The 19,829-nt window shown below is 69.0% G+C and carries 20 protein-coding genes; 6 read left to right on the top strand and 14 right to left on the bottom strand.

The features are described 5' to 3' along the window. Positions 1-2 precede the first annotated feature (2 nt). From ACCO44_RS03820 to ACCO44_RS03795, 6 genes are all read right to left on the bottom strand, one after another. Positions 3-1,121 carry a DUF917 domain-containing protein gene (locus tag ACCO44_RS03820; RefSeq protein ID WP_372468444.1) on the bottom strand — a complete coding sequence of 373 codons (1,119 nt, stop codon included), beginning with the start codon at positions 1,119-1,121 and terminating at the stop codon, positions 3-5. Continuing rightward, a complete protein-coding gene (locus tag ACCO44_RS03815) occupies positions 1,118-2,218 on the bottom strand; it encodes a DUF917 domain-containing protein (RefSeq protein ID WP_372468443.1) in 1,101 nt (366 codons plus the stop codon). The genes ACCO44_RS03820 and ACCO44_RS03815 overlap by 4 nt, the downstream gene beginning before the upstream one ends. 1 nt (position 2,219) lies before the next feature. Next, a complete protein-coding gene (locus ACCO44_RS03810) occupies positions 2,220-3,767 on the bottom strand; it encodes a hydantoinase/oxoprolinase N-terminal domain-containing protein (RefSeq protein WP_029263811.1) in 1,548 nt (515 codons plus the stop codon). A 40-nt stretch (positions 3,768-3,807) separates the two neighbouring features. Beyond that, a complete protein-coding gene (locus ACCO44_RS03805; protein WP_372468442.1) occupies positions 3,808-5,145 on the bottom strand; it encodes a cytosine permease in 1,338 nt (445 codons plus the stop codon). Positions 5,146-5,389: 244 nt separating this feature from the next. Beyond that, positions 5,390-6,793, bottom strand: coding sequence for a threonine synthase (thrC, locus tag ACCO44_RS03800; RefSeq protein ID WP_372468441.1), 1,404 nt, complete (start codon positions 6,791-6,793; stop codon positions 5,390-5,392). 89 nt (positions 6,794-6,882) lie between these two features. After that, positions 6,883-7,200, bottom strand: a complete 318-nt coding sequence (locus tag ACCO44_RS03795) for a methylated-DNA--[protein]-cysteine S-methyltransferase (RefSeq protein WP_372468440.1) — start codon at positions 7,198-7,200, stop codon at positions 6,883-6,885. A 70-nt stretch (positions 7,201-7,270) separates the two neighbouring features. Between ACCO44_RS03795 and ACCO44_RS03790 the strand changes: the two genes are divergently transcribed. Continuing rightward, complete coding sequence (locus ACCO44_RS03790; RefSeq protein ID WP_372468439.1) at positions 7,271-8,683, top strand: phage portal protein; 1,413 nt, start codon at positions 7,271-7,273, stop codon at positions 8,681-8,683. Here the strand turns inward: ACCO44_RS03790 and ACCO44_RS03785 are convergent. The 5 genes from ACCO44_RS03785 to ACCO44_RS03765 form a co-directional block, all read right to left on the bottom strand. After that, positions 8,680-9,159, bottom strand: coding sequence for an ATP-binding protein (locus ACCO44_RS03785; protein ID WP_372468438.1), 480 nt, complete (start codon positions 9,157-9,159; stop codon positions 8,680-8,682). The genes ACCO44_RS03790 and ACCO44_RS03785 overlap by 4 nt on opposite strands. A 289-nt stretch (positions 9,160-9,448) precedes the next feature. Next, positions 9,449-9,760, bottom strand: coding sequence for a hypothetical protein (locus ACCO44_RS03780; protein ID WP_372468437.1), 312 nt, complete (start codon positions 9,758-9,760; stop codon positions 9,449-9,451). Between the two features lie 90 nt (positions 9,761-9,850). After that, positions 9,851-10,615: a 23S ribosomal RNA methyltransferase Erm gene (gene erm / locus ACCO44_RS03775; RefSeq protein ID WP_372468436.1), complete on the bottom strand. Its 765-nt coding sequence runs from the start codon at positions 10,613-10,615 to the stop codon at positions 9,851-9,853. Positions 10,616-10,840: 225 nt separating this feature from the next. Further along, positions 10,841-11,443 carry a response regulator gene (locus ACCO44_RS03770; protein ID WP_372468435.1) on the bottom strand — a complete coding sequence of 201 codons (603 nt, stop codon included), beginning with the start codon at positions 11,441-11,443 and terminating at the stop codon, positions 10,841-10,843. Further along, positions 11,440-12,639 carry a sensor histidine kinase gene (locus ACCO44_RS03765; protein ID WP_372468434.1) on the bottom strand — a complete coding sequence of 400 codons (1,200 nt, stop codon included), beginning with the start codon at positions 12,637-12,639 and terminating at the stop codon, positions 11,440-11,442. Before ACCO44_RS03765 ends, ACCO44_RS03770 begins: the two co-directional genes overlap by 4 nt. Positions 12,640-12,795: 156 nt before the next feature. Here ACCO44_RS03765 and ACCO44_RS03760 point away from each other — a divergent pair, with 156 nt between their 5' ends. From ACCO44_RS03760 to ACCO44_RS03740, 5 genes are all read left to right on the top strand, one after another. Continuing rightward, complete coding sequence (locus tag ACCO44_RS03760; protein WP_372468433.1) at positions 12,796-13,335, top strand: small multidrug efflux protein; 540 nt, start codon at positions 12,796-12,798, stop codon at positions 13,333-13,335. Positions 13,336-13,429: 94 nt separating this feature from the next. After that, positions 13,430-13,768, top strand: coding sequence for a helix-turn-helix transcriptional regulator (locus tag ACCO44_RS03755; protein ID WP_262002280.1), 339 nt, complete (start codon positions 13,430-13,432; stop codon positions 13,766-13,768). Further along, a complete protein-coding gene (locus ACCO44_RS03750; protein WP_372468432.1) occupies positions 13,768-14,436 on the top strand; it encodes a cation transporter in 669 nt (222 codons plus the stop codon). The genes ACCO44_RS03755 and ACCO44_RS03750 overlap by 1 nt, the downstream gene beginning before the upstream one ends. A gap of 34 nt (positions 14,437-14,470) precedes the next feature. Continuing rightward, on the top strand, positions 14,471-15,376 hold the full coding sequence (locus ACCO44_RS03745; protein ID WP_372468431.1) for an SDR family NAD(P)-dependent oxidoreductase: 906 nt from the start codon (positions 14,471-14,473) through the stop codon (positions 15,374-15,376). 40 nt (positions 15,377-15,416) lie between these two features. Next, positions 15,417-16,322, top strand: coding sequence for an arginase family protein (locus ACCO44_RS03740; RefSeq protein WP_372468429.1), 906 nt, complete (start codon positions 15,417-15,419; stop codon positions 16,320-16,322). 18 nt (positions 16,323-16,340) lie between these two features. On the opposite strand, the gene ACCO44_RS03735 is transcribed toward ACCO44_RS03740, so the two are convergent. From ACCO44_RS03735 to ACCO44_RS03725, 3 genes are all read right to left on the bottom strand, one after another. Then, positions 16,341-17,621 (bottom strand): hemolysin family protein, encoded by a 1,281-nt coding sequence (locus tag ACCO44_RS03735; RefSeq protein ID WP_262002276.1) that lies wholly within the window; start codon positions 17,619-17,621, stop codon positions 16,341-16,343. A gap of 94 nt (positions 17,622-17,715) precedes the next feature. Beyond that, positions 17,716-18,738 (bottom strand): TerC family protein, encoded by a 1,023-nt coding sequence (locus tag ACCO44_RS03730; RefSeq protein ID WP_372468428.1) that lies wholly within the window; start codon positions 18,736-18,738, stop codon positions 17,716-17,718. Positions 18,739-18,935: 197 nt separating this feature from the next. Further along, positions 18,936-19,586, bottom strand: coding sequence for a GntR family transcriptional regulator (locus ACCO44_RS03725; protein WP_029273773.1), 651 nt, complete (start codon positions 19,584-19,586; stop codon positions 18,936-18,938). Positions 19,587-19,829: the final 243 nt, after the last annotated feature.

Genomic DNA, 19,829 nt, shown 5'->3' with positions numbered 1-19,829 from the left:
GCCTAGGGAGAAACGCCCTCGCCTGCGGACAGCGTCTCCACCGGGACGAACTCCGCCGAGAGCCCGAATGCGGACGGGCCGAACGCGGCGAGCGCATCGGGAGTGCGCATCATCTCGGGAGTGGAGATGCCCAGCACCCGCACGCGCTGTCCGTACCGGAGCCCCTCGGTCGTGATCGGCTCGGCGGTCTCGTGGTCGACGACGCAGATGAGGTCGGGCACGATCGCCACGAGCGTCTCTCCACGGTGGGCGATGAGGTTCTCGTTCTGGAAGGAGATCTCGAACGTGTCGCCCTCCTCCGCCCCGAGCGGTGCGATGACCGCCCGCCCCTTGGCGAAGCCCTCTGTCGTGCGGCGTTCCACGTCGATGACCTTGCCGACGCAGAGCTCACGCAGGTGCGGGTAGAGAGTCGTCGAGAGGGTGTCGGCGATCGCCTCGAACGGCGAACGGTGCTCCTCTCGGGCGACCCGGATGGCGCGGCCGAGCGCGAGTGCCATCGAGATCGTGCGGGGCACGGCCGTTCGCCGGACGTCGGCTCCGGTCATCGCGTACTCCGCGATGTGACCGACGCCACCGAGGCGGATGGTGATGCCGCGGGCGAGCCACTCCATCTGCCTGTCGTCGTCGCCGGTGTCGATCACGACCTTCTCGCCGCGTTCCCCGGCGAGCGCGAGCGGCGACCCGTGCACGCCGTACACGGCGAAGGTCTCCATGGACAGCTCGGGGAACGCGCGGCCCATGCCGTCGGCGTCCACCACCGGGAGCCCGGTCTCGGCCGCGACGATGAGCGGGATCATCGAGTTGATGCCGCCGCACTCGATCGGCATGGTCGCGTCCGCGGTCCGTCCGAGGTGCTCCTCGAGCGTGCGCAGGGCGAGCGTGGGCTCCGTCCCGGCCGGGATCTTCTCGATCATCACGGTCGGGGCGCCCATCTGCGCCGTCGGGATCACGAACAGGTCGTCGGCGAGCTCGTCCGGGTCGAGGATCGTGATGCTCCCCTCCCCCAGCACCCGCTCGACCAGCATCTTGCCGATGTAGGGGTCGCCGCCTCCGCCCGTGCCGAGGAGCGTCGCGCCGCGAGCGAGATCGGGGAGGTCGGCAGCCGTGAGCTGCCAGCTCATGCCGCGGCTCCCGCCGACGCCGATCCGGTGGAGATGCTGCCGTCGAAACGGTGCGCCGGCATGTCATAGCCGAAGTAGCCGGGGCCCACCATCGCGAGGGCGGCCTCCGAATGCCAGCGCTCATCCGCCGGAGCCGCGATCACCCGCACCCGCTGCCCGTAGCGCAGGCCCTCGGTCGTGATCGGCTCGCCGGACTCGCCGTCGAGCACCATGATCAGGTCGGGAGTGGTCGCGAGAACCGCCCCGTCGGCCTCGGCCACGAGGTGCTCGTTCTGGAACTGGAGAGTCAGCGTCGCACCGGCGTCACCGTCGATGCATGCGCGCCCGCGTGCGAAGCCGGTCGTGGTGGCCCGGTGCACGTCGACGACCTTGCCGTCGAACAGCTCTCGGCCGCCCAGGAGATCGACGACCGCGTCGACCGGGTCGGTCTTCTCGTCGCGGGCCGTGGCGATGCGCTGCCCGATCTCGATGCAGCGCGACAGTGAACCGGAGACGAGCGACTCCCGCGCGGCCGTGCCGGACATGGAGAACCCGGAGATCATGACCGAGCAGCCCATCTCGACGCAGGCCACGCGGGCGATGCGCTCGGTCCAGGAGTTGTCCGCCGTCTGCAGCACGCCGGTGTTGCCCTTCTCGTCGCTGAACGCGAGGGGCGATGCCGTGACGCCGTACAGGGTCGGGAGCACCATCTGCAGCTCGGGGAAAGCGCGCCCCATGCCGTCGGCGTCGACCAGCGGCAACCCGAGCGCGGCGGCCGCGGCGATCGGGATGGTCGAGTTGACACCGCCGACCTCCGCGCACGCGATGTGCGTGACGGGACGACCGAGGTGGATGGCGAGCGCCTTGACGGGCTCCACGACCTCGGCCAGGCTCGGGAGCTTCTCGACCATGACGGTCGGCGCGCCCATCATCGCGACGAACAGCACCAGCGCGTCGTCGGGCACCTCGTCGAGACCGACGACGGTGACGTCGCCGGAAGTCAGCGCCTGACGGGCGAGGAGCGCGCCGATGTAGGGGTCTCCTCCCCCACCGGTGCCGAGAACGGCGGCGCCGCGGGCGAGTCCGTCGATGTGTGCGGGAGTGATGGTCCAGCTCATGTCACGCTCCCATGTCGAGGTCGCCGACGGCTTTCACGCGGATGCGCGTCGCGTTGCCGGGGAGGTACGGGATGGGCACCTCGTCGAAGTCGATGATCGACACGGTCGAGGGTTTGGCGCCGGCGGCGATGGCCTTGTCGACGGCCTCGGCCCGCACCTCGGCGAGCGTCTCCTCGCGGCGACCGGGTTCGATCGCGTAGACCTTGTCGATCTCGCCGCCGACCTGTGCGATCGAGGCGCCGATGGCGTTCGCGACCGCGTAGTTCTCCGGCCGGTGCACCGTGCCGAACAGCGGCAGCTCGTCGGGGAGCAGGATGGATCCGCCGCCGACCGCGACCACCGCGATGGGCTCGGGCGAGGTGCGCATGCGGTCGACGGCCTCGGACACGCGCTCGGCGATGCGCGCGAGCACCCGCTCGACGAACGCCGGGTCGAGGTGCGCGACCTTGCTCGCATCCCCGACCTGCGCGCGACCGGCCGCGACGGCGATGTCGGTGGCGGTCAGAGTCGATCCGCCGAAGACCAGTGCCTCCGTGGTCAGCTTGTAGCCGACGGAAGCCGGGCCGACCTCGGCCGTCTCCTCGTCGACGATGCTGCCGCCGCCGATGCCGAGCGAGAGCACATCGGGCATCCGGAAGTTGGTGCGGATGCCGGCGACCTTGACCTCGTTCGCCGTCTCGCGTGGGAAGCCGTTGATCAGCAACCCGATGTCGGCGGTGGTGCCGCCCACGTCGATCACGGCGCAGTCGTCGAGGCCGCTGGTGGCCGCTGCCCCGCGCATCGAGTTGGTCGGGCCGGACGCGAAGGTCGCGACCGGGTAGCGGCGCACGTACTCCTCGTCCATCAGCGTGCCGTCGTTCTGGCTGAGGAAGATCGGCGCCTCGATGCCCTGGGCGCGAACGGCCGAGGTGAGCCCGTCGACGATCTCCGATGCGAGTTCGCGCAGCGCGGCGTTGATGATCGTCGCGTTCTCGCGCTCCAGAAGCCCGATGCGTCCGATCTCGTGCGACAGCGAGATGGCGGCGTCCGCCCCCAGCACCTCCGCGACGATCTCGGCCGCCCGCACCTCGAGGTCGTGGTTCACGGGGCTGAACACCGAGGAGATGGCGACCGAGCGGATGCCGTGCGCCTTCATGTCCTCGGCGTGCGCCCGGATCTCGTCGGGGTCGAGCGGTGAGATCGGTCGGCCGTCGAACTCGTAGCCGCCGTGCGCGAGGTAGCTGCGGGCCTGGGTCGCTTCGACCAGCACCTCGGGCCAATCGATCAGGGGCGGCAGCGCACGGGTGGCGGGCAGCCCGAGCCGGAGGGCCGCGACCGGTGCGAGACGGCTCGCCTGCACGAGCGCGTTGATGAAGTGCGTCGTGCCGATCATGACGGCATCGATGTCGGCGCCCTCGAACGAGTGTCCGGCCCGCAGGTCCTCGATCGCCTGGATGATGCCGCTGGTGACGTCTGGGGTGGTCGAGTGCTTCACCCCCGCCAGGGTGCGGGTGCCGTCCATGAGGACTGCGTCGGTGTTGGTGCCGCCGACGTCGATGCCGATGTGCATGATGCTCGCTTTCCTGTGAGGGGTGTCTGTCTGTAGCGGTTCAGGCCGCTGCTGTCTGTTCGACCGGTGCGGCCTGCCGTGTGGTGGCCACGCCGACGCCGCGCACCCAGCCGAGCTTGCCCGCGACGATGTAGAGGGCCATCGAGAGGAAAAGGCTGAGAAGCGACGGGATGCCCCACGTCACGAAGTAGCCGACCAGCGCGGAGACCAGCCAGACGACGATCGTCGCAGGGACGATGCGCGGGGCGGTCGCCGGGAGGGTGCCTTCGTCGCGCGTCGCGTCGAGGTCGGGACGCCAGCGACGCACGATGTAGTACTCGGCGACCATGATGCCGGCGATCGGGGGGAACGCGACGCTCAGCACGATCAGGAACTCGGTGAACTGTCCGAGGATGCCGACCGCGGCGAGCACGGATCCGACGACGCCCAGCACGATGGTCGTGGTGACGCGGTGCAGGTTCTTCCCGAACGCGGTCGAGATGAAGTTCACCAGGCCCAGTGTGGAGGAGTACAGGTTCCAGTCGTTGATCTTCAGGGTGCCGGTGAGCACGATGAACAGGCCGATGAAGCCGACCGACGAGGTGACGATCGCGACGATGTCCCCCGTGGCCGCGGCGTGCGCCAGCAGCACGCCGGCGAGGCCGATCACGAACTCGCCGAGGGAGACGCCGACCACGGTCTGCTTGATGACGTCGGCGCGCGAGCGGTTGAAGCGGGTCATGTCGCCCGTGATGATCGCGCCGACGATGAGGCCACCCGCGACGATGCCGGTTCCGGCCCACACGCTCATCGTGGGTCCGGGCGCGGGGCCTGTGAGCAGTTCGCCGATGTCGTGACGGCTCAGCTCGGAGATGACCGACCAGCCGACGAGGATGAGGAACAGCGGCACGGTGATGTTCGCGAGCCACTGCATCCCGACGAAGCCGAAGGCCACGATCGCGGTGACCGCGAGGCCGAAGATGAGGCTCCAGGCCCACACCGGCAGAGCGCCGGGCATGAGGGCGTCGAGCGACTGCGCCGAGATGGCGGACTGGATGCCGAACCAGCCGATCAGGCTGATGCCGATCGCGAGCCCGACGAGGGAGGCGCCGATCTCGCCGAAGCCGGTCCAGCGTGCGAGGAGGGCGGTGTTGAGTCCCTCGCGCTGGCCGATGAAGCCGACCACGCACATGATCACCTCGAGGATGAGCGAGCCGAAGAGGAAGGCGAGGACAGCCTCGCCGAAAGTCATGCTGTAGCCGAGGGTCGCGCCGAGGAGGAACTGAGAGAGGGCCGAGACCTGTCCGAATCGCTGCACGGCGATGCCGAACCAGGATTTGCGGGCCTCGGGAGTCACCCGGGAGAGCGCGAAGTCGTCTGCGTGCGCCGTGCGTGCCATGAGGATCCTTCGGGAGGAGGAGGGGAACGGGTTGTGCGCCACAGTAGCCACGCTCGGACACCGCACGACATGTGCATATCGCACGAGAATCGAACCCGGATGTGCGCATCGCACGTACCCGCTCTGCGTCACGCCCGCGACAGCTCGCGTGGAGACCCCCGGAAACACCGAAACCCCCTCCTGCCGACAGCGGCACGAGGGGGGTCTCGACGTGAACTGGGGGCCTCGACGACCGCCGCGAAGATCAGTGCAGCGCGTTCGTCTCGATGAAGGCGCGCAGCGCGTGCTCGTCGTCACCCATCTCGGTCACGTGCTGGGGAGCGTCGAGCATCTCCTGGAGCTCGGGCGCATAGCCGAGCTCGACACCGATGGCCTCGTGGATCGTCTCGGCGAACTTCTCCGGCTTGGCCGTCTCGAGCACGAGCATCGGAACACCCGGTTCGACATACTCGCGCGCGACCTTGACGCCGTCGGCCGTGTGCGGGTCGATGACCTCACCCGTCGTCTCGTACACCGAGCGGATCGTCGCCAGCCGGTCAGCGTGCGTCGAGGTGCCGCTGACGATGCCGAACTCCTCGAGGAAGCGCTCCTGATCGGCCGAGAAGTCGAAGTACCCCTGGGCCTCGAGGTCGTCCCAGGCCCCCACGACGCGGGCGGGGTCACGGCCGACGAGTTCGAAGATGAACCGCTCGAGGTTCGACGCCTTGGAGATGTCCATCGAGGGGCTCGAGGTCGCGAGCGTCTGAGCGGCGCTGCGCGGGCGGTAGACGCCGGAGCGGAAGAACTCGTCGAGGACGTTGTTCTCGTTCGCGGCGAGTACCAGGCGACGGATCGGGAGACCCATCTGCTTGGCGAAGAAGCCGGAGAGGATGTTGCCGAAGTTACCGGAGGGCACCGTGAAGGACAGCTCGGTCCAGCCACCGGCATCCGTCGCCCGCAGCCACGCCCAGAAGTAGTAGACGGTCTGCGCCGTGATGCGCGCGAGGTTGATCGAGTTCACCGCGCCCAGGTGCTGTGCGCGCTTGAAGTCCAGATCGCCGGCGAGCTTCTTCACGAGGTTCTGGCAGTCGTCGAAGACGCCCTCGACCGCGATGTTGTGCACGTTCGCGTCGTCGAGAGAGAACATCTGCGCCCGCTGGAACGCACTCATGCGGCCCTGCGGCGACAGCATGAACACCGCGACGCGCTCCTTGCCGCGGAGGGCGTGCTCGGCCGCAGAACCGGTGTCGCCCGAGGTCGCGCCGAGGATGTTGAGCACGGCGTCGTTGCGCTCCAGCGTGTACTCGAGCACCTGTCCGAGGAACTGCATCGCCATGTCCTTGAACGCGAGCGTCGGCCCCTCGGAGAGTCCGACGAGCGTCAGCTCGTCGTCGATGGCCCGCAGCGGCACGACGCCGTCGGGGAAGCCGGCGTATGCCGCATCGGTCATCCGCGCGAGATCCGCGCGCGGGATGTCGGTCGCGAACAGCCCGAGCACCTCGGTCGCCAGCTGCGGGTACGTCAGCGCACGCCAGCGCTCGAGCGTTTCGCCGTCGACGGTCGGCATGACCTCGGGCACCGCCAGTCCGCCGTCGGGCGCGAGGCCCTCCAACAGCGTCTCGCTGAACGACTGCGGCTGCATGCCGCCGCGGGTGGAGATGAACTGCACGTTGGCTCCTCGGCTCGGGACTCGGCACGTCCATTCTCGCAGGGTGTTCGTCGGTGAGATGACGGGATGACGGATGCCGCCGCCGCTGTTCAGAACAGCGAGGTCGGCAGAGACCCCTCGTGCTCCAGCAGCCAGCGCTTGGTCTCGAGGCCCTGGCCCGCATCGCCGCCGGAGTATCCGCCGAGGCCGTCGCCGGCCACCACCCGATGACAGGGCACGATCAGGGGGACGGGGTTCGCACCCATGATCGAACCGATCCCCCGGGCGGGGACGTCGGTGCCGCTGCGCGCGGCGAGCCCGCCGTAGGTGATCGTCTCTCCGTGCCCGACCGTCTCGTGGAGGGCGATCGCCGCACCACCGAGCGCAGCGATCGCCGTGAACATCTGCCCCCACGGGAATTCATCCATCTGAGGCTGCGACCTCGGCTCCCTGTCGAAGATGTTCCTCGGCCAGCCGATCGTCGAGGAAGAGAAGCGGATGCGTATGCATCTGCCGCTCGCCGCCGACCTCTGCACTCTGTCCGCTGATCTGCTGTTCGGCGAGGCCCCGCAGATCCTGTTCCGCAAGCCCGACGACGTCCCCCTACAGGAGGGCGACACGCGGGCGTCGCGGAAGCGGTGGGCACACCCGGCGCAGACCCGCCTCGACGACATCACGGGTGCCGACGAAACGCACGCCGAACTCCTTCTTGCTGGCGAGTACTCGGCCGCCCTCGGTGGCTCGTACCTCGCTGTTGCCTGGGATGCCGATGTGCACGACCATGTCTTCCCGAAAGCGTACGCCGCGGATACCGCGATCCCCACGTTCCGTCACGGGCGACTCGCCGGCGTGACGCTCTGGTCCGAGTACCACGACGGCAACGAGGTCTATCGCCTCATCGAGGAGCACAAGCCAGGGACGATTGAGTACACCCTGTACCGCGGCACGGACCGCGCCCTCGGTGTGCCGGTGCAGATCGACACGCGCGAGGAGACGGCGCATTACGCCCGGATGCGCACTGCTTCAGACCTCAACGTCCGGGAGGGCGCCCTCCCGGAGACGGTTGCGATCGGCACCGGCACGAAACACCTCGCCGTCACCTACTTGAAGAACGCGGCGCCGGTGCGCGACTGGCGCAAGCTCGGCGAACTCGCATCCCTCGGCCGCTCCGACCTCGACGGCGTACAGGACGTCCTCGACAAGGTCGACTTCACCTGGTCATCGCTGATGCGCGACGTGGAGAACGGCCAGGGCCGCCTCATCGTCCCCGAAGAGATGCTTGACCTGTCCGGGAAGCCCGGCGAAGGTGCGAACTTCGACGTCTACCGGCAGGTGTTTACGCCGGTCTCCGGCACGCTCGGGAAGGCAGCGGACGGCAACGGCGCGATGGGCATCGTGCAGTTCGCGATCCGAGTCGAAGAACACCTCGCCGTGATCGAGGGCCTCAAGAAGGAACTCGCGTCCGCGCTCGGCTACTCCGAAGCGCACCTCGGCCTCGACTCCGCGAAGGGCCAGCGCACCGCCACGGAGATCGACGCGGACCTGTCCGACAGCGAGCGCACCCGCGACAAGAAGGCCCTGTACGCGAAGGGTGCTCTCGCACGTTGGTCCCTCGCTGCGCTGGAGATCGACAAGACCGTGTTCGGCGGCGCTGACCTCGGCGACATGACCCGGATGCCGGCCGTCGAGTTCGCCCCGGTGTCGCAGGCCGACCCGGAGAGGCTCGCCCGCACCGCGCAGCTGCTCGACGCCGCACGCGCTGCGTCTCGCAAGGAGATCGTCCGCAGCATTCACCCCGGCTGGGATGAGGACGATATCGACGCGGAGGTCGAACTGATCCAGCAGGAGATCGGTGTCCCGGTACCGGAGTCCGCGGCGTTCACGGGCGACGACCCCGCAGGCGTCACCTAGGTGCCCACCTGGTGGCGGAAGACACGCATCGGGCCTTCATTAGGGGTGGGTCTCTGGAAGCCATCGATGTAGGCAGCGGCTTGCGCTGGAGAAACGAGGACATCGTTAGGACCAGAATCAGTCCTGGTTGCGAGTCGTTCGAGGAGGACGTCGTGCGGGACTTCGAGGTAGTAGACCGTAGGGGTCGCACCGAGCGGTGCGAGAAAATCCCGGTAGCGATCGCGGGAGGCCCGGGACCAGAACGAGGTATCGACCACGACTCGGGCTCCGCGGGTGACGAGCTCCTTCAGGCGGGCCTGCAGGTGATCGTGGATGGACTGTATCGCGTCCGCGGGTACCGGGTGAACTCGGTACCCGCGGTTCCAAGCCTCGGCATCGAACGAGAGCAGGACATAGCCGGCGCGCTCGAGCCTTTTCGCGTAGGTGGACTTGCCGGATCCCGCGGGACCGCACATCAAAATCACCTGGTCCGTCATCGCCCCAGCATACGAGCGAACCACCGAGAGAGGCGGGCGCACCTACGTGTTCTATCTCGTGACGTTGTTGTCGGTGGCTGCTGACACAAATCCGCGTCTCCTGCCGCAAGCGATTGCGGACCGACGCGCACGTCGGTGAGACAGAGACGGCTCCGGATTGGCTCGCCCTCAGATGTGGGGTCATCGGAGGGATCTCTCACACAAGTCGTCCGCACACGTCGACCTTTGTCGGACACACCCTAGGCGACGTCCAACACGCGACGGAGTTTGTCGAGCAGACGTTCGTCCTTCACCGGGCCCTCGGGGTCTTGGGCTGAGTGCAGCCAAGCCGCGCCCTCCGCCCCGTCACCGTGAGCACTGCTCTGGTCGCCACGGTCGGCACACCAAGGTCGACCGGAACGTCGAAGCGGCGCAGCGTGCCCGCGAAGTAGGCGGCGAGTTGCGCGAGGGCCTCGGCGAGCAGTGGATCGGCGGTCGGGCCGGCCGGGAGTGCGCTGCCCTCGGGTGGAGCGGACCGCCACATGACGCGGGTGATCGCCACGCCGTCGCTGACGACGCCGACGACACCGACCGGAGTCGCGAGCGTTCCGAAAGCGGACATGCGTCGAGGCTACCCGGATGCTCCGACGTCGGGCTCATCACGAGCAGGCCGGGCCGTCGCCCGGTGGGGCTGCGAGACGGCCCGGTCATCTCACCCGCGGGAGACGTGACGCCAGAGCGCGGCCCAGTGCTCCGGGCGCAGGTCACGGGGAAGACGCCGGTCGTCGGCACCCGCCGCCGCGACACACCGTCGCGCTCGGGACATCGGGATGCGTGCCGCCGTGGCCAGCACCGCAGCCAGGTTCGATCCTCGCCCCGTGAACATCGACCGCACGAACGCCTCGTACTCCCGGCGGTCGGATGCCGGGACGAGCGGTGAGCCGCGACGGGTGATGGCCAGCACCCCACCGTCGACGCTCGGTTGCGGTGAGAACCCCCAGGCCGGTACGCGGCCCTCCAGAGAGAACTCGAACCACGGCGCGGACTGCGCGGTCATCATGGTGCCGCCGCCGACACCTGCCCGCTTGCGGGCCACCTCCCACTGCGTCAGCAGCACCGCCTGACTCCACCGGCCGCTGGACAGCAGTCGCCGGAGGATCGGTGTCGTCACATGGAACGGGATGTTGCCGACGATGACCTCCGCGTCGAGCGGATGGCGAGTCGCATCCGCTATCTCGATGCGCACGCCGGGCAGCGCCTTTCGCAGACGATGCACCCGATGCTCATCGACGTCGATCGCCGCGAGGGGTCGCTCCAACCTTGCGAGCGAGCGGGTGAGTGCGCCGTCACCGCACCCGAGCTCGAGGATCGAGCCCGAGGTGCGCCCGACGAGGTCGGTGATGCGGGCGAGGGTCGGACGATGGGTGAGGAAGTTCTGGCCGAGTTCGTGTCGGCCGCCATGGATTGAACGAGGCATGAGTGCGTTCCAGAAGAAGAATCGGAGCACCTCGAAGGAGGGGAGGACGCGAAGAGGCGTCAGAGAGGACTGCCCGTCCCGAGGTGCGATGACATCTCGGTGGACGGCGCGCAGATGCGTGCGGAGAGCGAGCGCGCCGTCAGGCGCGGCGGTCGCGGATCACGAAGTTGCGCCCCATCATGGGCGCTGCGCATATGGTTCCCATGCCTGCCAGCATAACGGCAGTCAGATCCAGCCGCGCTCCTCGGCGATGAGCACGGCCTGCTGGCGGGTGCCGACGGAGAGCTTTCCGAGGATGACCGAGACGTGGTTGCGCACGGTGCCCGGCGCGAGCGCGAGTGCCCGCGCGATCTGTCCGGTCGTCTCGCCGCGGCGACCGGCGCGCAGCACGTCGAGCTCCCGGTCCGTGAGCGGGGAGCGCTCGTCGCTCAGAGCGTCGGCGGCGATCTCGGGATCCACGTAGCGAGCGCCCGCGGCGACCCGGCGGATGACGGCGGCGACCTCGTCGGCACCGCGGGACTTCGGCAGGAAACCCGAGACGCCGGAGGCGAGCGCGCGACGGAGCACACCGGGTCGCGCATGACGGGTGACGACCACGCAGCGCGTCGCGATCGCCCTGTGCAGCTTCTCGGCGACCTGCACCCCGTCGAGTCCCGGCATCTCGAGGTCGAGCAGGCACACGTCCGGCTCCAGGCGCAGGGCTTCGGCGACGGCCTGCTCGCCGTCGGCGCATTCGGCGACCACCTCGATGTCGGGTTCCAGGCGCAGCAGCGCTGCGAGAGCGGAGCGGATCATCGCCTCGTCATCGGCGAGCAGCACGCGGATCATCGAGCACCCTCACCCTGCGTCGGCACCGTCACGACCACCACGAACTCGTCGGCGTCGCGTCGCACCTCGAGGGAGCCGTGCGCCTCCTCGATCCTGCGGCGCACACCTTCCAGCCCGGAGCCGTCGTGCTCGACGTCGACGCCGGGGACCACATCGTTCGCGATCTCGTACCGCCACGCATCCGCGGTCCTGCGGAGCGCCAGCCGCGCCCGCGCTCCCCCGCCGTGCCGCAGCACGTTCGTCGTCGTCTCCCTGATCACGGGGCCCAGCGCGGATGCCGGAGCGGAATCGGCATCCGCGTCGATGGCGGACTCCACCTCGAGCCCGGCCGCGGTGAGAAGGTCGCGGGCGTTGGCCAGCTCATCCCCCAACGGCACCGAACGGAAGCGGGTCGCGAGGTCCCTGGTCCCCTGGCGCGCCTCGTCGACGCTCACCCGGGCGGCACGGAGCTGCTCCATCCCCGCGTCCGGGTCGGTCGGCAGCAGACGCTCCGCGAGTTCCAGCTGCAGAGCGATGACCTGCAGGTGGTGCCCCTGCAGATCGTGCACATCGGTGGCGACCCGCAGCCGCTCCTGCGTGGCGGCGAGCCTCGCCTCGGATGCGCGGGCGCGGTCGAGCGTGATCAGTACGTCCCACCACCACAGCGAACTGACCAGCATCACCGGGAAGAAGACGGTGTACACGGCGGGGATCAGGAACGGGTTGTCGTCGGCGACGTCGAGAGCGGAATCCGCGACGCCGAGGAGGATGAGGGCGATCGTGGCCGTGATCACCACCTTGTACCGCACCCCGCGCGGCCAGTTCAGCAGGACGAGCGTCAGCACGAGGGGCATCACTGCGAGCTGCCAACTGCCGACCACGACGCCGGCGACGACTCCGTAGATCAGGGCGACGAGCAACGGCAGCAGCAGACGCATCCAGCGCACGCCCGGTTCGGCGTCCAGCCGGTGCCGGTAGTCGAGCAGCAACGGGATCGTGGACGTGCACCAGAGGATGCCGCCGACGCCGACCACGAGGCCGACGAAACCCTCGAGGTCGTCCGCGAGGGACGTGAGCGTCCACGAAGCGATCAGGGCGAGCTCGAACGCGATCACGGCGGTCACGGTGTACCACCACGTGGCCGTGACGCCGCGGGACAGCTGTCGCGCCCCCGGACTCGGCTCGACGGGGGCGAGGGGCTCGGCGCGGCTGCTCACGCTCCCACGATAGGGCCGTGACAGTTGTCACGGATGCCGCGTGCGATCCACCCGGGAAGCGGTGACGACCCGACACTGCCGCCACGCCCTCGCGTCGAGTGGACTGGGGTCATCGCAGCGGAGAGACCGTTCGCACCGACATCAGGGAGCACCCCCATGAACCTCATCGAGACCTTCCAGGACCTGGTCGCCCAGGTTCCCGAGCTCGTGCAGCCCCTCATCGTCGCCCTCGCCGGCGCGATCCCCTTCATCGAGGGCGAGGGAGCGGTGAGCATCGGCATCATCGGCGGCATCCCCCCCGTGGTCGCCGCGATCGCCGCGATCGTGGGCAACTTCCTGTGCGTCCTGGTGGTGGTGCTGGTGAGTTCGGGGGCCCGGCAGGCCGTCGTTAACCGCTCGCGAGCCAAGGCAGTCGCCCTCGCCGGCGGCGGCACGACGGAAGAGGGTGCGGTGGGCACCGCGGACACGCACAGCACCCCGCGTCGCGAGAAGTTCCAGCGCGCGTTCGAGCGCTACGGCGTCCCGGGAGTCAGCCTGCTCGGCCCTCTCCTGCTGCCGACGCAGTTCACGGCGACGATGCTCGCCGCCTCCGGCGTCGGCAAGGCCCGCATCCTCTTCTGGCAGGCGCTCGCGATCATCGGTTGGACGACCATCGTCGCCGTCATCGTCGGCAGCGCGGTGTACGCGATCCGCTGAGCAGGTCAGGGTGCGGGGGCGTGACATCTCGTCGCGTCCCCACATCTTTGAGTTCAGCCTGTTCTGAATTCATCATTTTCTGTACAGTGGTCATGTGACCACCGCCCTCGCCTCCTCCCCCACGCACACGGCCGCCGTCGCTCGCCTCGGGCACGCGCTCTCCGACCCCACACGCGCCGGTGTCCTGCTCGCCCTGCGGGAGGGCGCCGCCTATCCCGCCGACCTCGCCGAAGCGCTCGGCGTCTCGCGCCAGGCCATGTCGAACCATCTCGCGTGCCTCCGCGGCTGCGGCCTCGTCGAGAGCGTGCCGGACGGCCGCCGCAGCAGCTATCGCCTGGCAGACCGGCACCTCGCACCCGCGCTCGACATGCTCATGCGGGTGACGCTCATCGTGGAACCGGACTGCTGCTCCGGCGAAGGCTGTACCTGCTGATGACCGCCACGCTCGCCCTCACCCGTCGCGAGACCCTGCATCGCCGCATCCGCCTCATCGTCGGCATCACGATCGCCTACAACCTGATCGAGGCGGTCGTCGCGATCGCCGCCGGATCCGTCGCCTCCTCGGCCGCGCTCATCGGGTTCGGCCTGGACTCCACGATCGAGGTCCTGTCTGCGGGCGCGGTCGCCTGGCAGTTCACGCGCCGTGATCCGGAGCGCTGGGAGAAGCCGACCCTGCGCGTCATCGGGGTCGCCTTCTTCGCCCTCGCCGCCTACGTCACCGCGACCTCGGTGGCAGCGCTGGTCATGGTCGAACGTCCGGAGCACAGCACCGTCGGCATCGTCCTGACCGCCGTCAGCGTCGCCGTCATGCCCTTCCTGTCGTTGGCGGAGCGCCGTGCGGGTCGCGAGCTCGGCTCCGCCACCGCCGTCGCCGACTCGAAGCAGACACTCATCTGCACGTACCTCTCGGCCGCAGTCCTGATCGGACTGGTCGCGAACTCCCTGTTCGGGTGGTGGTGGGCGGATGCCGTCGCCGGGCTGGTCATCGCGGCCTTCGCCGTGCGCGAGGGCATCGAGGCGTGGAAGGGCGACGCCTGCGCGACGTCGGTCGGCATGCTTCTCGAAGACGAAGACGACGAGCACCACGACCACGATCACTGAGGCGCGAGACATCCGCGCGGCCTAGGTTGGGGGAATGGATGCCGCCCCTCCTCTCCCCCGCGACCTCTTCGGGCGCACCATGCTCGTCACCGGCGCGAACGCGGGAATCGGGTACTGGTGCGTGGAGCAGCTCGCCGCGAGGGGTGCGCGGGTTGTGCTCGGATGCCGTTCGCCCGAGCGCGCGACGACAGCGGTCACGGCGATCCGCGCACAGGTGCCCGACGCCGACCTGCGCGTACTGGCGCTCGACCTCGGCTCCCTCGACAGCGTGCGCGGCGCCGCCACCGGGATCGGGGAACGGCTCGACGCGGTGATCTGCAATGCCGGGGTCAAGGCGGCCGACCGCTCGGCGCGCACGAGTGACGGCTTCGACCTCATGGTCGGCACGAACTTCCTCGGCCACTTCGCCCTCGTGGCGCAGCTCGAGTCGAGCCTCGGGCCGGACGCCCGTGTCGTCGCGGTGGGCTCGATCGCCCACCGCTTCGCGACCCTCGACGCGGCGACGCTCGACGCCCCGTGGACCGGCGCTTCGCTCCGGCAGTACGGGCGGTCGAAGGCGGCGCTGATGGCCTTCGCGTTCGAACTGTCCCGACGGTGGTCGGACTCCTCCCGCTCGGCTGTCTGTGCACACCCGGGCTATGCGGTCGACCCGCTCACGCCTGCGCGTCCCGGTCTCGCCGAGGTGTCCGGCGTCGTCCGCGCCCTGTCCGCGCCGACCCGCCTGCTCGTGCAGGGCAAGGACGGCGGCGCGCTGCCCGTCGTCCACGCGGCCACGGCCGCAGACGTGAGGAACGGCGACTACTGGGGCCCCGGCGGTCTGCTCGAGTTCCGTGGGGCGCCGGCGCGGGTTGCCGCATCGGACGAGGTGCGCTCCGCGGCGATCGGGTCCGCAGTCTGGGCGGCTGCGGAGCGCATCACCGGGGTGCGCTTCCCTGCCTGATCCCCGCGCGAATGTCCGACCCCCGGTTCAGGATGCAGGCATGATCACGATGCTGTCGGCTCCGTCCAATCTCGGCCTGCGTCCGCCCGAGCCGGGCAGCGTCCCCGGCGCAGCGAAGGCACCGGAGGCTCTGCGCGAGGCTGGCCTGTTCGCCCGGTTCGCCGAGCTCGGGGCGACCGACTCCGGCGTCGTCCTGGCCGGCCGCTACGTCGACGACGATGCCACGAGACCGCCGGGACACGTGCGCAACGAGGGCGCCACGATCGACCATTCGCGGCGTCTGGCGGCACGCATCGGCGCAGCGCTCGACAGGGGCGAGGCTCCGCTCGTGATCGGCGGCGACTGCGCGATCCTGCTCGGCGCAGGTCTCGCGACCGTGCGCCGTGGCGGCATCGGACTGGTGCATGTCGACGGTCACACCGACTTCCGGCATCCGGGCAACAGCGACGAGTGCGCGAGCGTGGCCGGAGAGGCTCTCGCCGCGGCGATCGGCAGGCACTGGCCCGCCGTCGCCGACATCGACGGGCTCGGTCCGTCCTTCGCGGCCGAGCACACCGCGCACATCGGCCACCGCGACGATGACGAAGATCTGCCGGAGGTACGCGGCATCCTGGGCGGTGTCTTCTCCTCCGCCGACGTCCTCTCCCTCGGCGCCGCCCACGTCGGCGCGGAGGCCGCCGCCGTCGCGGGTTCCGCCTACTGGCTCCAGGTCGACGTCGACGTGCTCGATGCCGCGATCATGCCCGCCGTCGACAGCCCCGACCCCGGAGGGATCGGGGCGGCAGAGCTCACGGCTCTGCTGCGCGAACTGGCACCGCACGCGGTCGGCGCGTCGATCACGGTGTTCGACCCCGACCTCGATCCCGACGGACGCTATGCCCGCCTGCTGGTCGAGATCCTCACCGAAGGCCTCAGCGACCTCGGCACGCGCGTGCAGCAGCCCTGAGCCCGGACGATCGCGCGGTCAGACCTGCGGCTCCCCGACCTGCTCGAGCGTGACCCGCACACGCGAAATCCGACGTCGATCGAGCTCCGCCACCTGGATCGTCGCGCCCGGAACCTCGACCGTGTCGCCGACGACGGCGAGTCGCCCCAGCTGCTCCGTCACGAATCCGGCGATGGTGTCGGACGAGCCGCGCGGCATCGCGAGCCCCGTCGCCTCCTCGAAGTCCTGCAGGTTGAGCCGCCCGTCGAGTCCGTCGTCTGCGGAGATGAACACCTCGGCGTCGTACTCGTCGAAGATCTCGCCGACCACCTCTTCCACGAGGTCTTCCAGAGTGACGAGGCCATCGGTGCCGCCGTACTCGTCGACGACGACGGCGATGTGGTGCCCTTCCGCACGCATCCGGGTCAGGGTCGGCAGCACACGCGCGGACGAGGGGATGTACGGGATCTCGCGCATGAGCGCGCGCAGCGGCCGCGTCGGATCGTCGGACGCGGCCTCGAACAGATCACGGACGTGCACGAACCCGGTGATGTCGTCGATCGAGGTCTCGGAGACGGGGTAGCGCGAGAACGGAAGATCACGCACCTGCGCCATCACCTCGCCGACGCTCGCGGCCTCGTCGAGGGCGACGACCTCCGGGCGCGGGCGCATGACCTCGCTGACCTGCCGCCCCCGCAGGGAGAGCACGTCGTCGAGGATGCGTCGCTCGTCATCCGGCAGCCCCTGATGGCTGGCCACGATGTCGCGCACCTCCTCATCGGTCATCTCGTCGCTCGTCTTGTGCGGGTCGCCGCCGAGCAGCCGGACGAGGGCGTTCGTCGACACCGAGAGCAGCCAGATCACCGGGCGCATGACCGTCGCGAACCCGTTGAGTGCGGGCGCGACCGCGTAGGCGAACTGCGCGTTGCGCTGGATCGCGAGGCGCTTGGGCACGAGCTCTCCGAGCACGAGCGACAGGTAGGCGATCACGAGCGTGAGCACGAGTGTCGCGACCGTGAGGGCGAGAGCCGGCGCCAGCCCCCACGACTCGAGCACGGGCGCCAGGGACGGGGCGATCGATGTCGCACCGTACGCCGCCGAGGCGAACCCGGCGACGGTCACACCGATCTGCACCGCCGAGAGGAAGGTGTTGGGGTTGCGGGCGAGGGCCGCGACCTTCGCCCCGCGGCGCCCGCGCTGGCCGATCGCGTTGATCTGGCTCTCGCGCAGCGTGACCAGCGCCATCTCCGTGGCGGCGAAGACACCGCCGATCAGCACGAACGCGAAGACGAGGGCGATGTTCCAGAGGAGGTCGCCCATCAGCGGGCCGCCTCCTCTGTGGTGGGGTGAGCGCCCGGGATGAACCGGGCGCTCGTACTGTCGGAGTCCGAAGAGTCAGAACAGCGCTGCGCGCTCAAGAGTGCTCCTTCTGGGTGATGGTGGGGGTGGTGTCGGTGGGCGTGGTGACGGCATCCGGGGCGCGACGGGTCTTGATGAGACTCGCCGCCGTGGCCACCGCGATGGTCAGGCCGATGAACAGCAGCGAGAACCAGATCGGGATCTCGGGTGCCCACTCGACGCCCTGACCGCCGTTGATGAACGGCAGCTCGTTGACGTGCAGCGCGTGCAGGACGAGCTTGACGCCGATGAACCCGAGGATGACCGCGAGCCCCTGGGCCAGGTAGACGAGCCGCTCGAGCAGTCCGCCGATGAGGAAGTAGAGCTGTCGGAGGCCCATGAGCGCGAAGGCGTTGGCGGTGAAGACGATGTACGCCTGGTCGGTGAGACCGTAGATCGCGGGGATCGAGTCGACGGCGAACACCAGGTCGATGAACCCGATCGCGATGATCGTGAGCAGCATCGGCGTGACGAAGCGCTTGCCGTTCTTGACGACGGTCAGCTTGTCGCCGTTGTACTCGTCGCTGACGGGCAGGTGTCGACGGACGAACGTCATGAAGCGCCCGTTCGCGGGGTTGCTCTCGTGGTTGCTGAACGCCTGACGGTAGGCGAGCACGAGGAGCAGTGCGCCGAACAGGTAGAAGATCCACGAGAAGTTCTCGATGAGCGTCGCGCCGACGGCGATGAAGATGCCGCGCAGGATCAGCGCGATCACGATGCCGATCATCAGCACCTTCTGCTGATAGATCTTCGGCACGGCGAAGCCGGTCATCACGATGAGGAAGACGAACAGGTTGTCGATCGACAGCGCCTTCTCGGTCAGATAACCGGCGAAGTACTCACCGCCGAACGTCCAGCCGGAGAAGACGCCGATGCCGACGCCGAACAGCAGCGCGAGACTGATGTAGAAGATCGACCAGCGCGCCGACTCCGCGATCGTCGGCTCGTGAGGTGTGCGCACGTGCGCGAAGAACTCATAGACGAAGAACGCGATCGTGACCGCGATCGTGATGATCCAGATCAGGGGGGTGATGTCCAAACGGGCTCCAGACTTCGGGGTGCGACTGCACCGCCAAAGTCTTCTCCATTCCTGAACAGGAACCGGTGGCCCGGGATGCGACGTGCATCCGTAATGACGACCCGACCGTATCGGAGTACTCCCCTTGGGATCTCCAGGCTAGAAGACGACCCTTTGCGATTCCTGTGGGTTCGCCTGGAATGCCGGCACCGGTTGACTCAGTCCTCGTCGATGATGTCCACACCCGCGACTTCGGCACGGTCGATCGTCGCGGGGAGCACGTCGTCGAAGAGCGTGACGAGCACTGCTCGGGTCTGGACCGCATCGCGCGCGTTGATCGCTTCGCGCATGGCGACGGTGAAGGCCTCGATCTTGTCCCACTCGAAAGCGTCCCGCGAGTGCTCGCCGAAGCGCCGGATCTGCGGTCCGAGACGTTCGATGATGACCGCTCGCGCAGCGTTGCCCTCGATGCGGGCGAAGCCGGTGGCGATGGCGCGCAGCGCAGTCCCGAAGCCCGTCACGTCACGTGACTTCACCGACCGCGACATGTCGTCGGCGAGATCCGTGAGGTACGCGACGTCGTCATCCTGGATCACCGGCATGACGTGGCGTACGGAGCCGATCCAGATGTCGCCGAAGAGGTCGACGGCGTTGCGGACCCGATCGAGGTCGATCGGCGCGACTCGCGTGTAGCGGTTGCGCTGCATCTCGACCAGGCCGTGATCGGCCAAGCGGTCCAGCGCGTGGCGGATCGGCGTCTTCGAGGTGCCGAGCCGCTCGGCGAGCTCGTAGTCCCGCAGACGCTCACCGGGGCGCAGCTCGCCGCTGATGATCGCTTCCTGCAACCGGGCGTATGCCTCGTCACTCATGGATCTGCGCTCGAGGGGTCCACCTGAGAGTGCCAATTTTCCTCCACTCGAACGGAAAGCGACGTAGAGCCTGAAGTTCTACCTACCATGCAATGTATCGCATCCCAGAGGCCGACGACCGTGGAAACCGCCGTGAGGGGCGTCCGCCGTCTGAGAACGCACGCAGGTTCGCGGCGTAGCCTGGCGTCGAACCCACCAGCGAAGGCCGCTTCCGACGACGACCGGGAATCGCTGAGGCACGGG

It is taken from the genome of Microbacterium maritypicum, assembly GCF_041529975.1.
In the GTDB taxonomy this organism is placed as follows: domain Bacteria; phylum Actinomycetota; class Actinomycetes; order Actinomycetales; family Microbacteriaceae; genus Microbacterium.
The sequence above is the reverse complement of the archived record's forward strand: the minus strand, read 5'-3'. Positions and strand labels throughout refer to the sequence as shown.

Coding starts and splice junctions, on each gene's coding strand:
- ACCO44_RS03820 (WP_372468444.1), bottom strand. CDS start 1,121: ATGAGCTGGCAGCTCACGGCTGCCGACCTCCCCGATCTCGCTCGCGGC.
- ACCO44_RS03815 (WP_372468443.1), bottom strand. CDS start 2,218: ATGAGCTGGACCATCACTCCCGCACACATCGACGGACTCGCCCGCGGC.
- ACCO44_RS03810 (WP_029263811.1), bottom strand. CDS start 3,767: ATGCACATCGGCATCGACGTCGGCGGCACCAACACCGACGCAGTCCTC.
- ACCO44_RS03805 (WP_372468442.1), bottom strand. CDS start 5,145: ATGGCACGCACGGCGCACGCAGACGACTTCGCGCTCTCCCGGGTGACT.
- ACCO44_RS03795 (WP_372468440.1), bottom strand. CDS start 7,200: ATGGATGAATTCCCGTGGGGGCAGATGTTCACGGCGATCGCTGCGCTC.
- ACCO44_RS03790 (WP_372468439.1), top strand. CDS start 7,271: ATGCGTATGCATCTGCCGCTCGCCGCCGACCTCTGCACTCTGTCCGCT.
- ACCO44_RS03785 (WP_372468438.1), bottom strand. CDS start 9,159: ATGACGGACCAGGTGATTTTGATGTGCGGTCCCGCGGGATCCGGCAAG.
- ACCO44_RS03780 (WP_372468437.1), bottom strand. CDS start 9,760: ATGTCCGCTTTCGGAACGCTCGCGACTCCGGTCGGTGTCGTCGGCGTC.
- erm (WP_372468436.1), bottom strand. CDS start 10,615: ATGCCTCGTTCAATCCATGGCGGCCGACACGAACTCGGCCAGAACTTC.
- ACCO44_RS03770 (WP_372468435.1), bottom strand. CDS start 11,443: ATGATCCGCGTGCTGCTCGCCGATGACGAGGCGATGATCCGCTCCGCT.
- ACCO44_RS03760 (WP_372468433.1), top strand. CDS start 12,796: ATGAACCTCATCGAGACCTTCCAGGACCTGGTCGCCCAGGTTCCCGAG.
- ACCO44_RS03750 (WP_372468432.1), top strand. CDS start 13,768: ATGACCGCCACGCTCGCCCTCACCCGTCGCGAGACCCTGCATCGCCGC.
- ACCO44_RS03745 (WP_372468431.1), top strand. CDS start 14,471: ATGGATGCCGCCCCTCCTCTCCCCCGCGACCTCTTCGGGCGCACCATG.
- ACCO44_RS03740 (WP_372468429.1), top strand. CDS start 15,417: ATGATCACGATGCTGTCGGCTCCGTCCAATCTCGGCCTGCGTCCGCCC.
- ACCO44_RS03735 (WP_262002276.1), bottom strand. CDS start 17,621: ATGGGCGACCTCCTCTGGAACATCGCCCTCGTCTTCGCGTTCGTGCTG.
- ACCO44_RS03725 (WP_029273773.1), bottom strand. CDS start 19,586: ATGAGTGACGAGGCATACGCCCGGTTGCAGGAAGCGATCATCAGCGGC.